At 64.6% G+C, this 15006-nt stretch carries 15 protein-coding genes; 12 read left to right on the forward strand and 3 right to left on the reverse strand.

From position 1 onward, the window contains the following. Window positions 1-63: 63 nt before the first annotated feature. Window positions 64-1554 (reverse strand): Asp-tRNA(Asn)/Glu-tRNA(Gln) amidotransferase subunit GatA, encoded by a 1491-nt coding sequence (gene gatA / locus HOY34_RS00335; protein WP_172359328.1) that lies wholly within the window; start codon window positions 1552-1554, stop codon window positions 64-66. Beyond that, window positions 1551-1838 carry an Asp-tRNA(Asn)/Glu-tRNA(Gln) amidotransferase subunit GatC gene (gene gatC, locus HOY34_RS00340; protein ID WP_172359329.1) on the reverse strand — a complete coding sequence of 96 codons (288 nt, stop codon included), beginning with the start codon at window positions 1836-1838 and terminating at the stop codon, window positions 1551-1553. The genes gatA and gatC overlap by 4 nt, the downstream gene beginning before the upstream one ends. Window positions 1839-2118: 280 nt before the next feature. On the opposite strand from gatC, the gene HOY34_RS00345 reads away from it, so the two are divergent. Together HOY34_RS00345 and HOY34_RS00350 are read left to right on the forward strand one after the other, a co-directional pair. Beyond that, a complete protein-coding gene (locus HOY34_RS00345; protein ID WP_172359330.1) occupies window positions 2119-2814 on the forward strand; it encodes a metal-dependent hydrolase in 696 nt (231 codons plus the stop codon). Between the two features lie 157 nt (window positions 2815-2971). Next, on the forward strand, window positions 2972-3628 hold the full coding sequence (locus HOY34_RS00350) for a hypothetical protein (RefSeq protein WP_172359331.1): 657 nt from the start codon (window positions 2972-2974) through the stop codon (window positions 3626-3628). Here the strand turns inward: HOY34_RS00350 and HOY34_RS00355 are convergent, their stop codons facing one another. After that, complete coding sequence (locus HOY34_RS00355; RefSeq protein ID WP_253944104.1) at window positions 3629-4096, reverse strand: nucleoside deaminase; 468 nt, start codon at window positions 4094-4096, stop codon at window positions 3629-3631. Between the two features lie 75 nt (window positions 4097-4171). On the opposite strand from HOY34_RS00355, the gene HOY34_RS00360 reads away from it, so the two are divergent. From HOY34_RS00360 to HOY34_RS00405, 10 genes are all read left to right on the forward strand, one after another. After that, window positions 4172-5602 carry a pseudouridine synthase gene (locus tag HOY34_RS00360; RefSeq protein ID WP_172359332.1) on the forward strand — a complete coding sequence of 477 codons (1431 nt, stop codon included), beginning with the start codon at window positions 4172-4174 and terminating at the stop codon, window positions 5600-5602. Window positions 5603-5968: 366 nt separating this feature from the next. Beyond that, window positions 5969-6898: a 5-bromo-4-chloroindolyl phosphate hydrolysis family protein gene (locus HOY34_RS00365; protein ID WP_172359333.1), complete on the forward strand. Its 930-nt coding sequence runs from the start codon at window positions 5969-5971 to the stop codon at window positions 6896-6898. Between the two features lie 60 nt (window positions 6899-6958). Next, window positions 6959-8140 carry a toxic anion resistance protein gene (locus tag HOY34_RS00370; RefSeq protein ID WP_172359334.1) on the forward strand — a complete coding sequence of 394 codons (1182 nt, stop codon included), beginning with the start codon at window positions 6959-6961 and terminating at the stop codon, window positions 8138-8140. After that, window positions 8137-9096, forward strand: coding sequence for a DUF2927 domain-containing protein (locus tag HOY34_RS00375; protein WP_172359335.1), 960 nt, complete (start codon window positions 8137-8139; stop codon window positions 9094-9096). The genes HOY34_RS00370 and HOY34_RS00375 overlap by 4 nt, the downstream gene beginning before the upstream one ends. A 213-nt stretch (window positions 9097-9309) precedes the next feature. After that, window positions 9310-10416 (forward strand): SPFH domain-containing protein, encoded by a 1107-nt coding sequence (locus tag HOY34_RS00380; protein ID WP_172359336.1) that lies wholly within the window; start codon window positions 9310-9312, stop codon window positions 10414-10416. Window positions 10417-10419: 3 nt separating this feature from the next. Next, complete coding sequence (locus HOY34_RS00385) at window positions 10420-11565, forward strand: TFIIB-type zinc ribbon-containing protein (RefSeq protein ID WP_172359337.1); 1146 nt, start codon at window positions 10420-10422, stop codon at window positions 11563-11565. A 149-nt stretch (window positions 11566-11714) separates the two neighbouring features. Beyond that, window positions 11715-12695, forward strand: a complete 981-nt coding sequence (locus HOY34_RS00390) for a phosphoribosylaminoimidazolesuccinocarboxamide synthase (protein ID WP_172359338.1) — start codon at window positions 11715-11717, stop codon at window positions 12693-12695. Window positions 12696-12785: 90 nt separating this feature from the next. Then, complete coding sequence (locus tag HOY34_RS00395; RefSeq protein WP_172359339.1) at window positions 12786-13724, forward strand: carbohydrate kinase family protein; 939 nt, start codon at window positions 12786-12788, stop codon at window positions 13722-13724. Window positions 13725-13750: 26 nt separating this feature from the next. Next, window positions 13751-14194, forward strand: a complete 444-nt coding sequence (dtd, locus tag HOY34_RS00400; protein ID WP_172359340.1) for a D-aminoacyl-tRNA deacylase — start codon at window positions 13751-13753, stop codon at window positions 14192-14194. 254 nt (window positions 14195-14448) lie between these two features. Further along, on the forward strand, window positions 14449-14808 hold the full coding sequence (locus HOY34_RS00405; RefSeq protein WP_172359341.1) for a hypothetical protein: 360 nt from the start codon (window positions 14449-14451) through the stop codon (window positions 14806-14808). Window positions 14809-15006: the final 198 nt, after the last annotated feature.

The following is a 15006-nucleotide window of genomic DNA, read 5'->3' on the forward strand; positions in this document are numbered from 1 at the left end:
CCGCCGCCCGCCACATGGCAAGGCCGGAAAAGCGCAGCAGGACTGGCTCATTTCAGGCGGCGATTACCACCATTTTTGCGGCTTGGCTACAAATCCCGCCGCGCGCTCCAGCACATAGGCGTGATTGAGCAGCCCCGCCTCATCCCATGGCTTGCCGATCAGCTGCAGGCCCAGTGGCAGGCCCTTTGCATCCAACCCGACCGGAACCGAGACACCAGGCAGCCCGGCAAGGTTCACCGTCACCGTGAAGACGTCGTTGAGATACATCTCAACCGGGTCAACCGCCGTCATCTCGCCCAGACCAAAGGCCGAGGATGGCGTCGCAGGCGTCAGAATCGCGTCAACGCCTTCCGCAAAGACCGTCTCGAAATCCTGTTTGATCAGGGCGCGAACGCGGCGGGCGCGGTTGTAATAGGCGTCGTAGAAGCCTGCCGACAGCACATAGGTGCCGATCATGATGCGGCGCTGCACCTCGGGGCCAAAGCCCTCGGCGCGGGTTTTCTCATACATCTCGGTGATGCCATCGCCCGGCCCCAGTTTGGCGCGGTGGCCATAGCGGACGCCATCATAGCGGGCGAGGTTCGAAGAGGCCTCTGCCGGGGCGATCACGTAATAGGCGGGCAGCGCGTATTTGGTATGCGGCAGGCTGATTTCGCGCACCTCGGCGCCCGCGTCACGCAGCATGGCGATGCCCTGCTCCCAAAGCGCGTCGATTTCTGCCGGGATACCGTCAAGGCGGTATTCCTTCGGGATGCCGATCACTTTGCCACGGATGTCCCCGGTCAGGGCGGCCTCGAAATCGGGAACTGCCAGATCGGCGCTGGTCGAATCCTTCGGATCATGGCCCGACATCGACTGCAGGAAGATCGCCGCGTCCCGCACCGATTTGGTCATCGGCCCGGCCTGATCGAGGCTGGAGGCAAAGGCCACCACCCCCCAGCGCGAGACACGGCCATAGGTCGGCTTGATGCCCACAATGCCGGTGAAAGCCGCAGGCTGGCGGATCGAGCCGCCGGTATCGGTGCCGGTTGCCGCCAGACACAGATCGCCCGCCACCGCCGCCGCCGAACCGCCCGAAGAGCCGCCCGGTGTCAGCTGACGCTCATCCACCTTCCAGGGGTTCACCGCAGGCCCGTAGACCGAGGTCTCATTCGACGAGCCCATGGCAAACTCGTCCATGTTCAGCTTGCCAAGCATCACCGCGCCATCCGCGAACAGCTTCGTGGTGACGGTGGATTCGTATTCCGGCTTAAACCCTTCCAGGATCCCCGAGGCCGCCTGGCTGTTCACGCCTTTGGTGCAGAAAAGATCCTTGATCCCCAGCGGGATGCCGCACAAAGAGGGCGCATCGCCCGCCTTCAGGCGCTGATCCGCCGCCCGCGCCTGTTCCAGCGCAATCTCGGGCGTCTTATGCACGAATGCGCCCAGCTGATCGCCCGCATCAATCGCCGTCAGGCAGGACATGGTCAGATCAACGGCGGAAATCTCGCCTTTACGCAGCGCATCCCGCGCCTTCTCGATCGTCCAGCTGTTGAGTTCGGAATTCGCGCTCATTCCACCACCTTCGGCACGGCAAAGAAGCCTTCGCGGGCTTCGGGGGCATTTTTCAGAACCTGCGGCTGAATGTTCCCATCAGTCACCACATCCGCGCGGCGCGGCAGGCGCATGGGCGTGACCGAGACCATCGGCTCGACGCCCGAGACATCAACCTCATTGAGCTGCTCCATGAAGGTGAGAATGCCGGACAATTCCCGGGCCAGACCCGGAAGTGCAGTTTCCTCAACACGGATCCGGGCGAGTTTCGCCACTTTCCGTGCGGTATCAATGTCGATGGACATGGATCAGACCCTCCTGACGCTTGGCGCCCCGTTTAACGGCGGCGCTTTGGCTGCGCAAGGCAAAGGCAACAACGAGACATCACCGGGCCGCCATCCGCCCCCGGTGATGCGCTTTCTTTCGCCTGTCGCCAAAGACCTCTGCGCGGAAAGCTGGCAAACTGCGATGTGCTGCGCCTATATTGCGCCCCCGGGGCCATGCGGGACCGGGCCATGCGCCTGATCCATGCACCCGCGTGCGCCCCCCGATCCTGTCACCCGGAAATCATGTGGAGAAATTGGGATGAAAATCACCTGGCTTGGGCATTCCGGCTTTCGTATCGAAATCGAAGAGGCGGTTTTGCTGGTCGATCCCTGGCTCAGCGGCAATCCGGTTTTCCCCGCCACCCGGCGCGAAGAGGCGCTGGCGGGCGCGACCCATATCCTTTTGACCCATGCGCATGGTGATCACGCAGCGGATGCGGCGGCTTTGTCAAAAGAGCTGAGTGTCCCGGTCGCCTGTATCCATGAGGCCTCAGTCTGGCTGAACGGCCAGGGGGCCACGACCATCGGCTTTGGCAAGGGCGGCACAATCGACTGCGGCGGCGCGAAGGTGACGATGGTGAACGCCACCCATTCGGCCTCGGTCGATTTTGGCGGGGGGGCGCTGCTGCGTGCAGGATCGGCGGCGGGCTTCATGATCAAAGGCGAGGGCCGGACGATCTATGTCTCGGGCGATACCGATATCATGGCGGATATGGCCTGGATGGGCGAGTTGCATCACCCCGAGATCGGCATCCTCTCCTGCGGCGGCCATTACACCATGGATATGGAGCGTGCCGCCTGGGCTGCGCGGAAATACTTCAACTTCCGCTGGGTGATTCCCTGCCATTACAAGACCTTCCCGCTGCTGGCGCAAAACGCCGATGCGCTGCGGGCAGGCCTGCCCCCCGGTGTCGAGGTGATCGAGCCTGAGGTGCTGGACCCGATCAGCTTTTAACGATGGCGCAGGAAATCCCCACCATCGCCCCTCGCCCTGGCGTGACGAACTGCTTGCGGTGATTGCCGATGCCTATGCGGCAGCGCCACGGTATCTGCCGCATGACCTTAAGGTCTGCCCCTGCCCGCTCTGCGTCTCGAAAGAGACCTTCGATGCCATGCGCAGCACCCCGGTCAGCGCCCTTTCACCAGAGCTGATCTGCCAATACTCCAACTCTGCCCATGAGTTGCCGAAGAACAGCGCCGAACTGACCGCGTTCCTGCCCCGCTATCTGGAACTGATAGCGCAGGGTATCCGGGTCGATTATGTCGAGGTCGGCACAGAGCTGCGGCGCTTTGGCATAGCGCAGGCGGCAAAGCCCCCGCTTCCCGAGGTTGCTCAATGCGACCTGATGGACCGTTGGGCACGGCTGATGCTGCGGCATGTGGGTTGCCGCAAGCCCGGCTCCTATCCGGAGCGAATTGAAACGCTGATTGGCCTGGCCGAGACCTTGCTGGTTGGCGGTGCCCCCCTGAATGCGGTCACCACTGCGCTGGAGGATCTTTTTGCCGATCCCGGTTTTGGGCGCGCAGCCCTTCTGGTCTTTCTTCAGCAGATTGGCCTGTGTTTACGGCACGACACACTCGCGTGCCGGGCGCTCGTGGCCAACCGCCCCGGGCTCGCCGCCCCCTTCGCCGACTGGCTGAACAGCATCCTGGCAGCCAAGCGCAGTCTCGAAATTGCCCGCGATCCGGCCTTGCCCGATGATCTGCGGCCTGATGTTCAACGCGCCGTTGATCGGGCCAGCACCATCACGCCAGAGAGAATCGGCTGATCAGCGCCGCCCGGCAAAGAACTCACGCAACAGCACCTCGGCCTCGCGGGCAGCGATACCGTCATAGACCTCGGGCGCGTGGTGGCATTGCGGATGCGTGAATATCCGCGCCCCCACCGCCACGCCCCCTGATTTCGGATCGCCCGCCCCATAGTAAAGCCGCGCAATCCGCGCCGCCGACACCGCCTGCGCACACATCGGGCATGGCTCCAGCGTCACGTAAAGATCATGGCCCGGCAGACGCTCAGACCCCAAAGCCGCACAGGCGGCGCGGATCACCAGCACTTCGGCATGCGCGGTCGGGTCTGACAGCTCGCGGGTGCGGTTTCCGGCCCGGGCCACGACCTCGCCGCCCGGAGCCACCAGAACCGCGCCCACCGGCACCTCGCCGCGCGCCCCTGCCGCCCGTGCCTCATCCAGGGCCAGCCCCATGTAAGATTGGAAGACCACGCCGCATTGTCCTTTCATCTGTCCTGAAATATCCTCGGGGGTCCGGGGGGAGATCCCCCCGGCGTTTTCCCATACGCGAAAAGGTCGCCCCCCATGTCCGAGAAAACAACCCCTCCTGGCACCCGTCAGGACAACTCGGCACCCGAGGGCGAGCGTATTGCCAAGGTGCTGTCGCGCCGGGGCGTCGCCTCGCGCCGCGAGGCCGAGCGTCTGATCGAGGCAGGCGAGGTCAGCGTCAATGGCAAGATCATCACCAGCCCCGCGCTGAATGTCACCTCCGCCGACCGGATCACCGTATCAGGCCGCCACCTTCCCGAGGAAGAGGAAGCCAGGCTCTGGCTTTACTACAAACCCGAGGGGCTGGTCACCACCGCCTCGGACGAAAAGGGCCGCGATACGGTCTTTGACCACCTGCCCGAAGATATGCCCCGGGTGATGTCGGTCGGCAGGCTTGACCTCAACTCTGAGGGGCTTTTGCTTTTGACCAATGACGGCGGGCTGAAACGGCGGCTGGAACTGCCCTCGACCGGCTGGCTGCGCAAATACCGGGTGCGCGTCAATGGCCGGCCCGAAGATCAGGCCTTCGCCCCCCTGCGCGAAGGCATCACCGTCGATGGTGAGCGGTTCAAGCCGATGCAGGTCACCCTTGATCGCCAACAGGGCGCCAATGCCTGGCTGACCGTCGGCCTGCGCGAAGGCCGCAACCGCGAGATCCGCCGCGCGATGAACGCGATCGGCTTTTACGTGAACCGCCTGATCCGGGTCTCTTACGGCCCGTTCCGGCTGGGCGATCTGGAGCCGGGCCAGGTCGAAGAGGTCAAGGCCCGCGTGCTGCGCGACCAGCTGGGCGAGATCGAGGCCGAGGGCGAGAAATCGGCAGGCGGCAGGCCGGTCGGCACCGCCCGCGCCCGCCCCGCCCTGACCCGCGTTCGCGTCGGAAAACCCGACAGCGCCAGAGCAGCGGGCGGCAAATCCCCGGCAGGGCGTCCGGCGGGCGAGCGCACCTATAGTGACAGCGCGGGCAGCCGCAGCAGCAAATTTGGCGCGCCAAAGGGGCGTGACGACGGCGCAGGCAGCCGCAGCGCGGGCGCACCCGCCAAACGCAGCGCAGGCGGCAGCATGTCCGGCGCTCAGGCCGCCCGCAGCCTGCGGGCCGCACAAAGCGACGAGCGCAGCGCCCCCCGTGCCGCCACATCCCGGGCCAAACGAGGGCCGTCACGCGGCGATGCAGGAAATGATTTTTCCCGTAATCGTGATGCCGACCGAGAGTCTGGCCGTGATACTGGCCGTGAGTCTGGCCGTGGCTTCGGGCGCGGTTCGGCTGGCGCAAAGCCGGCCTCTGGCTTTACGGGCGCGTCACGCCCGCGCAACGCCGCCGCAGGCGCAGGCAATGCGGATGGGGCATCCCCCCGCAAGCCTGGCCCCGCAAAGCCCCGCGCCCCGCGCAAGGTCAGCACCCGTAATGCTGCCCCTGAAACGGCACCGGGCAAACCCCGCAGCAGGCCGCCCCGCGACAAAGACTGAACAGCGACAAAGGCTGAACCGCCGTCCCAATATGGCAAAAGCCAGCCCGGGTACGGGAACGGGAACGGGTGCAGGAACGCGAACGGGCACGGGCTGGCCAAGGCTCTGCCCGAGGAACGCCCCGGGGGCAGCGGCAGCCCCCTCAGGCCCCCCTCAGGCCACAGCCGCTGCCGCGCTGACAGGCAAATGGTAGATTCCCGCGCATTCCCCGCCTCTTGTGCTGGAAAGCGCATTCTCCATTCGCTAGGATCATCACAACCGACCGTTTGAAACGGAACCACAAATGTCCGAATCCGGCCTGCGAACCCTGTCGCTCGCGCTTTTGATCGCCCTTGTCTTCTACGTCGCCGGATCGGGAGGCATCTGATGGCCGCACAGCGCTTTGGCGGAAAATACAGCCCCGACGGTCAAGGCGGCGGTCAAGGCAGCGGTCAGCGCAGCCCCGCCACATCCGGCGCGATGCCGCCCATCCCCCGCGCCGCGCCCGGATCTGAACGCCCCCGGGGCGGCTGGCGGGCCACGCTTTTGTTCCTGACCGCTTTCGCCTTCCTCTTCCCTGCCTTTGGCGACGAACCTGGCGCGATGCTGATGGACCTGATCGCGGGCGGCTTGCTGATTCTGGCCGCCTGGCTCACGCGTGAGGGGATGCGCGCCCGCGCCGCCTTCGCCGCCCGCAAGGTGGCCCGCCGCCCCGCCGTGCCGCGCATCCTCTTTGGGGCAATCGCTACGGGCGCGGCCCTTTTTACCGGCGGGCTGATCGGGCACGGGGTCTCGCTTTACCCGGTGCTTTTCGGCCTCGCAGGCGCGGCGCTGCATATCGGCGCCTTCGGCTTTGATCCCTGGTCCGACAAGGGCATGGAGGGGATCGACCGCTTCCAGACCGACCGCGTCGCCCGGGCGCTGGCCGGGGCGGAAAAGACGCTTTCGCAGATGAAAGACGCGATCCTGCGCGCCAAAGACCGCCAGCTTGAGGCCCGGGTCGACCGTTTCATCGCCCAGACCCGCGGCCTGATGCAGCGCGTCGAGGAAGATCCAGGCGATCTGACCGCCGCGCGGCGCTATCTGACCGTCTATCTTGAGGGCGCGCGCGATGCGACGGCGAAATTCGCCGATCTCTGGGCGATCCGCCCCGACCCAAAGGCCCGCGCCGATTATGAGGCGCTGCTGACCGATCTGGAAACCACTTTCGCCACCCGTTCTGAAAACCTGCTGGGCAATGACCGCGACAATCTCGATATCGAGATCTCGGTGCTGCGTGACCGGCTGAAATTTGAAACCCCGAATTCCCAGCGTTAGAATTCCCCGCGTCAACGGATCCTGCGGGATCCCCACGCCCCAGCCATAAGGCCCTCTGCCATGTCGAATGAGAACACCACCCGCGCCGCTGCCGAAGCAACCCTGGCCGAGGTCGAAGCGGTCACCGCCGTCATCCTGCCCGAGCCCACCGGCGAGGTCGTGACCCTGGAAGCCGCCAGCCCCGACAAGGCCGCCGCGATTGAAAAGCGGATGGCAGAGCTGGATCTGACCAATACCCAGTCGATCATCTCTTTCGGCTCTGCAGCCCAGGCCGAGCTGCAGGTCATCAGCCAGGAGATGCTGCAGGATGTGAAGAACAAGGATGTCGGCCCGGCGGGCGACAGCCTGCGCAAGATCGTCACCACCATCCGCGGCTTCTCAACCTCAGAGCTGGATCTGCGCCGCGAATCCTCCTGGTGGGAGCGTCTTCTGGGCCGCGCCGCCCCCTTCGCCGATTTCGTGGCGAAATATGAGGATGTGCAAAGCCAGATCGACAAGGTCACCGGCGAGTTGCTGGGCCATGAGACCAGGCTGCTGAAAGACATCAAATCGCTTGATCTGCTTTATGCAAAAACGCTGGCCTTCTATGACGAGCTGGGCCTTTACATCGCGGCGGGCGAGGCACGGCTGAAAGAGGTGGATGCGAAAGACATCCCCGCCAAAGAGGCCGAGGTCGCTGCCGCCCCCGAAAACGATCAGGTGATCCGCGCCCAGGAGCTGCGCGATCTGCGCGCCGCGCGTGACGATCTGGAACGCCGCGTCCATGATCTGAAACTGACCCGCCAGGTGACCATGCAGTCGCTGCCCTCGATCCGGCTGGTGCAGGAAAACGACAAATCGCTGGTCACCAAGATCAACTCGACGCTGGTGAACACCGTGCCGCTGTGGGAAACGCAGCTGGCCCAGGCGGTCACCATCCAGCGCTCGAAAGAGGCCGCCGAGTCGATCCGCGATGCCAATGACCTGACCAATGAGCTGCTGAAATCCAACGCCGAGAACCTGCAGCAGGCCAACCGCACTGTGCGCGAGGAAATGGAGCGCGGCGTCTTTGACATTGAAACGGTGAAACACGCCAATGAGACGCTGATCGCCACCATCAACGAAAGCCTCGCAATCGCCGATGAGGGCAAGGCCCGCCGCGCCGCGGCTGAGGTTGAGCTGCAAAAGATGGAAACCGAGCTGCGCGATACCCTCGCTTCGGCCCGCGCCCGCTCGATCGCGCCCAGCCAGTCGCAATCATGATCCAAAACCGGACCCCAGGTCTGAAATTCTGGCCCGCCGCTTTGCTGGCGGCGGGCCTTACTGCCTGCACCACGCTGCCCGACCAGGGCATGCCGCGCATGGCGGCACCGCCCCCGCGCCCGGCAAGCCCGGCCCCCGCCCCGGCTGACACCGAAAAAAGCGCCGCGATCCGGGCCTATTACACGCAAATCCAGGCCTCACTGTTGGCCCAGGGGCGGTTGCGCACCGATGGCGGTGGCCAGGACACGCCCTTTGACGCAAGGATCCTGGCAGAGAACTTCATCCGCATCGCGCTTTATGACGAATACAGCCGCCAGGATGGCGCGTTCAAAGCAGGGGAATCCAGCTCGATCCTGCGCCGCTGGGATGTGCCGATCCGCTTTCAGATCCATTTCGGCGCCTCGGTGCCCGCAGATCGCCGCGCTGCGGATCGCGCCCGGATCGCCTCTTACCTCAAACGCCTGTCGGATCTGACCCGTCACCCGATCACCCTTGTCGATCAGGGCGGCAATTTCAGCCTCTATGTGGTCTCTGAGGATGAGCGCGAGGCCCTTGGCCCCGCCCTGCGCAGCGCCCTGCCGGGGCTGAGCACGCAGGATGTGACCGATGTGACCGGCATGCAGCCGACAACCTATTGCCTGGTCTATGCGCTGTCAGACGGCGACAGCGGCAATTACCGCCGGGCGGTGGCGGTTGTGCGGGCCGAGCATCCCGATCTCTTGCGCCAATCCTGCTATCATGAGGAAATCGCGCAAGGCCTGGGGCTGGCCAATGACAGCCCACGCGCCCGCCCCTCGATCTTCAATGACGATGAGGAATTCGCGCTGCTGACCCGCCAGGATGAGCTGATGCTGAAGATCCTTTACGATCCGGAAATGTGGCCCGGCATGACCGAGGCCGAGGCGGCCCCCGTGGTGCGCCGCATTGCGCAGCGCCTGATGGGGGGCGGCACATGAACGGCAGAGGCGCCCGGTCACAGCAAGCAGGCAGTTCCGGGGAACGGGCGGCATTTTACGCTGCGGGCTACGCTGCGGGCCGAACCGATATCGGCCCGGATTTGGCGCGTTTCCCCCTTCAATCCAGGCAAATGGTCGCTATTTTGACCATGACATTTACAGCGGCAGCTGCGGCCCATCAGGCAGCACCACGCGGACAGAAAGGCTGAGCCCATGGTTTTCGATTTCCTCAGAGGCGAGTTTATCGACGTCATCTCCTGGCTCGATGACACCCGTGACACCATGGTCTGGCGCTTTGAGCGTCGCGGCCAGGCGATCAAATACGGCGCCAAGCTGACCGTGCGTGAGGGTCAGGCTGCGGTATTCATCCATGAGGGTCAGCTGGCGGATGTCTTCGGCCCCGGTCTCTATCAGCTTGAGACCAACAATATGCCGATCCTGACCACGCTGCAGCATTGGGATCACGGCTTTAAATCGCCCTTCCAGTCAGAGGTCTATTTCGTCTCGACCACCCGTTTCACCGACCAGAAATGGGGCACCAAAAACCCGATCATGGCCCGTGATCCGGAATTCGGCCCGGTGCGGCTGCGCGCCTTTGGCACCTATGTGATGCGGGTCACCGATCCTGGTAAGTTCATGACGGAAATCGTTGGAACTGATGGGGAATTCACCGCTGACGAGATCTCGCTGCATATCCGCAATATCATCGTCCAGGCGGCAAGCCAGGTGCTGGCGGGCTCGGGGATTCCGGTGCTGGATATGGCCGCGAATACCACCGATCTGGGCAAGCTGATCGCCACCGCGATCACACCGAAAGTGGCGGAATACGGAATCTCGATTCCCGAATTCTACATTGAAAACATCAGCCTGCCGGACGAAGTTGAGAAAGCACTTGATAAGCGCACCTCGATGGGTGTCGTTGGCGATCTGAACAAATACATGCAGTTCCAGACCGCCGAGGCGATGGGGAACCCCGCCTCTGGCGCGGGCTCGGCCATGGCGACGGGTGCGGGCATGGCGATGGGCATGGGAATGGCTCAGAATATGGGACCGAACATGGGGCCCTGGGGGGCGCAGCCTGCTGCCGCGCCCCATACGCCACCGCCGCCGCCCCCCGTCGGCAAGGAATGGCATCTGGCCGAGAATGGCGCCACCAAAGGCCCCTTCACCGAGGCGCAGCTGCAGGGCCTGGTCGCCTCGGGGCAGCTGCAGCGCGGCACCATGGTCTGGTCTGCGGGCATGGACGGCTGGAGCGCCGCGACCGAAACCGAGCTTGCGCGGCTCTTTTCTTACCAGCCGCCACCGCCGCCTGCGGGATAAGTGATGGCTGTCACCACGCCTGTCACGGGCGAACATCGCTGGCCCTGCAGCCAGTGCGGCGCCCAGTTGCGCTTTGCGCCCGGCCAGCGAGAGCTGGTCTGCGATCACTGCGGCAATGTCCAGCGCCTGCCCGATGTCGCGCTAAGCGACAGTCAGGCGGCGCTGGCCCGCCATGATCTGGCACGCGGGCTGAGCGATGATCTTGCCAGCAGCGCGATGGAAGTGGTGCGCACCACCCGCTGCACCTCTTGCGGCGCGCTGATCGAGTTCGAGGGCGCGACCCATGCCACCGAATGCCCGTTCTGCGCCACCCCGGTGGTGGCCTCGACGGGCGAGACGCGGCAGATCAAACCCCAGGCGCTGGTGCCCTTTGTGCTGTCCGAACGCGAGGCCCGCGAGGCGCTGGTGAAATGGCTGGGGGGCCTGTGGTTCGCGCCCAACCGCCTGCTGGAATTCACCCGTCGCGGCAGGGCGATGAATGGCGTCTATGTGCCCTGGTGGAGCTTTGATGCCGAGACCAGCTCGCGCTATACCGGCAGCCGGGGCGATGCCTATTATGTCACCCGCACCGTCACCATCGACGGCAAAAAGCAGACCCGCCAGGAGCGGAAAATCCGCTGGAGCCCGGCCTCGGGCCAGGTCTCGCGCGATTTTCAGGACGTGGGGGTGCTGGGCTCGCTCAGCCTGCCGGCCCGCTATGCCAATGAGCTGGATCCCTGGGATCTCAGCAAGCTGGTGCCCTATTCGCCCGACTACCTGGCCGGGTTCACCGCCGAGGGCTATACCGTGCCCGTGCGCCCCGCGAGCGAGCAGTCAAAGGACAAAATGGCGGTGGTGATCGCCCATGATGTGCGCCGCGATATCGGCGGGGACGAGCAGAGGATCGCCTCGATCGACACCCGCTACCGCGACGAGACCTTCCGCCACATCCTGCTGCCGATCTGGATGGCCGCCTATAAATACAACGGCAAAAGCTATCAGTTCCTGGTCAATGGCCAGACCGGAGAGGTCCAGGGCGAGCGCCCCTGGTCGGTCTGGAAGATCGCCTTTGCGGCCCTGGCGGCGGCTGCGCTGGCGGCTTTGGTGCTTTACCTGATGAAGGATGGCGATTTCAGCGTCAGCTCAGGCGGGCTTGACTGGCTGGATTAGGCGGCCTGGCCGGATAAAGCGCCCAGGCACTGACAGCACCGCTTACAGCACGGATGCAGGACGGGCACAGCTCTGGCACAGCACGGGCGTTGACTTGCGCCCGGCTGCGGCCCATAGCAGCCGCGATAAATCACGCAAGGCTGGCTCTGATGTCGATTGATCTTTCCCGCGTGCTCGGCGAGGCACGTATCCCCGAGCTTCCCGCCCCCTATTTCGGCAAGGTCCGCGATTGCTATGACCTGCCTGCGGACAGCGAATTTCCCAATGGGCGGCGGATCCTGATCTCATCCGACCGGATCTCGGCCTTTGACCGTATTCTGGCGGCGATCCCCTGGAAGGGCCAGGTCCTGACCCAGGTTGCCCGCTGGTGGTTTGACCGCACCGCAGACATCTGCCCCAATCATGTCACCGCCTATCCCGACCCCAATGTGGTGATCGGCAAGCGCGTCGACATCCTGCCCGTTGAGATCGTGGTGCGCGGCTATCTGGCGGGGACCACTTCGACCTCGGTGCTGACGCAATACAAGGCGGGCCTGCGCGAGATGTATGGCCACCGCCTGCCCGACGGTCTGCGCGACAATGAGGCGCTGCCAGCCGCAATCATTACGCCGACATCGAAGGCCTTTGACGGCGGCCATGACGAGCCGCTGACCGCAGATGAGATCGTGTCCCAGGGCCTGCTGACCAAAGCGCAATGGGATGAGGTTTCCGACAAAGCGCTGCGCCTTTTCGCCTTTGGCCAAAAGGTTGCGGCAGAGCGCGGGCTGATCCTGGTCGATACGAAATACGAATTCGGCCTGGATGAAAACGGACAGATCCTTCTGGCCGATGAGATCCACACCCCCGATTCCAGCCGCTACTGGATCCAGGATGGCTATCAGGCGGCGCTGGAAACGGGCAGCCGCCCGCCGTCCTTCGACAAGGATGTGATCCGCTCCTGGGTGGTGGCGCGTTGCGATCCCTACAAAGACCCGCTGCCCGAGATCCCCGCCGAGATGATCGCCCAGACCGCCGCCGTCTATATCGAGGCCTATGAGCGTATCACCGGCGAGACCTTCGTGCCTGACACCTCTGGCGCGACGCCACTTGATCGGGTGCGCCAGAACCTTGCGCCCTGGTTCGGGCTCTGATCCGGTCGCGGCCTCAGGAAAGCGGGGCAACAGGGGTCTGACAGCCGCAGGTTTTGCGCTAACATCGGTGCCGGATATGCGGAGGCGTAAATGATTCTATGTTGTGGTGAGGCGCTGATCGATATGTTGCCGCGCCTCTCGACCGAGGGCGAGCAGGCTTTCGCCCCCTATGCGGGCGGCGCGGTTTTCAATACGGCAATCGCGCTTGGGCGGCTGGGGGCCCCGGTCGGCTTTTTCTCGGGCATCTCGACCGATATGCTGGGCGAGATCCTGGCAGATGGGCTGGTGGCCTCTAAGGTTGATACCGCGCTGCTGGCCCGCTCGGCCCGCCCGACGACGGTGGCCTTTGTGAAGCTGACGAATGGCCAGGCAAGCTATGCCTTTTACGATGAGGCCAGCGCCGGGCGTATGCTGTCGCAAGCCGATCTTCCCGCCCTGCCCGACCACATCAGCGCCCTGTTCTTTGGCGGCATCTCGCTGGTCAATGCCCCCGCCGCCGACACCTATGAGGCGCTGCTTTCGCGTGAGGCGGGCCGCCGCCTGATCATGATCGACCCCAATATCCGCCCGGGCTTTATCCAGGGCCAGGAAGACAGCTACCGCGCCCGCATCACCCGGATGATCGCGCAAAGCGATATCGTTAAACTCTCGGATGAGGATCTGCACTGGCTGGAAGGCGAAGGCGATCCCCAGGCGCTGGCCTCGGCGATCCTGTCGCGCGGGCCAAAGCTGGTGCTGATCACCCGCGGGGCCGAAGGTGCGCTGGCGTTAAGCGCGGGCGGGGCTGTCCGGCTGCGCCCGGCACCAAAGGTCACCGTCGCCGATACGGTCGGTGCGGGCGATACCTTCAACGCGGGCTTCCTTGCCGGGCTTGTTGCCGAGGGGGCGCTTTCATCTGCGGCGCTGGCCACCCTCAGCGATGCAGCGCTTGACCGCTGCCTTGATCTGGGCATCGCGGCGGCAGCGGTCACCGTCTCGCGCGCAGGCGCGAACCCGCCCTGGCGGCACGAGCTGCCGATCCCCGCATAAACCAGCCCCAACCGGAAAGAACCCCGATGCGAGCCGTATTACAGCGTATCACCAAAGCCGAGGTCTCGGTTGACGGAGAGGTGGTCGGCCGCTCTGGCCCGGGGCTGATGATCCTGGTCTGCGCGATGCAGGGCGATGATGCGGCCACCGCCGAGAAGGTGGCCGCAAAAATCGCAAAGATGCGGATTTTCCGCGACGACCAGGACAAAATGAACCTCTCGGTTCGGGACATCGGCGGCAGCGCCCTGGTGGTCAGCCAGTTCACCCTGGCCGCCGATCTGCGCGGCAACCGCCCCGGCTTTTCCACCGCTTGCCCGCCTGACGAGGGCAAACGCCTTTATGAGCATTTCGCCGCCGCCCTGGCCCGCGAGGGCGTGCCCAATGAGACCGGGATCTTCGGGGCCGATATGCAGGTCAGCCTGGTCAATGACGGGCCGGTGACGATCTGGCTAGACAGCGCCAGCGGCTGACTGGCGGAACAGCGCCAGCGGCTGAGGCGCCGCATCGGTCCTTACCCCCATATCGCCACAGGCATATGCCCACAGGCGGCGGGCCTCGAACCACATGCGAATGCCGTGCGCAAAGCGGCGGAAATCGCGCTGCAGAAATCTGCGGGGTTCCCCCTGGGCGCGAAATCCGTTAATCTCGCGGCAAAACCAATGCCAGATCCAGGGGACGCAATCTTGCCCCCAACAGGATCTGCGATCCGAGCAGGAGATCAAAGATGAAGAAAATGCGCAATTTCTTTGCGTCTGCCACTGTCATGTCGATGACTGCGCTGATGGCACCTGGCGCGGCTTTGGCCGGGGATGCAGGCGTTGGCGTCGGCCTGACCTGGGTGTTTGGCAGCGGCCCGAATGGCGGCCTGGCGGCTGGCGCGAAGATCTTTACCGATCGCAACAAAGACAGCTCGGGCGGCTCACTGGGGCTGGATTACCATTTCAGCTCTTCGGCGCTGCGGCCCAATATCGGCGCCTCTTATGTCGGTGATGGCGGCTATGTCGATGCCAGCTTTGGCTATAACATCGGCACCCGCAATATCGACTTTGGCCTTGGCGCAGGTCTGGTCAATTCGCGCGACTGACCCGGTCATTGCGCTGCAGGCGGGCTGATCCAGAAGCCGGCACCGCCCCCCTCCAAGCCCGGTTGCCCCGCCAGACGAGATGCGCGATAAGCGGGGCATCCTTTCCCGCGGCGAAAGCCCCCCGCGGGCAGGCCCCGCGCCGCAAAGCCGGCCACGGGCAGGCCGCCAGGGGGCTTATCGCATCGGGGATCCGCACCA

Source organism: Pseudogemmobacter hezensis (assembly GCF_013155295.1).
In the GTDB taxonomy this organism is placed as follows: Bacteria; Pseudomonadota; Alphaproteobacteria; order Rhodobacterales; family Rhodobacteraceae; genus Pseudogemmobacter; species Pseudogemmobacter hezensis.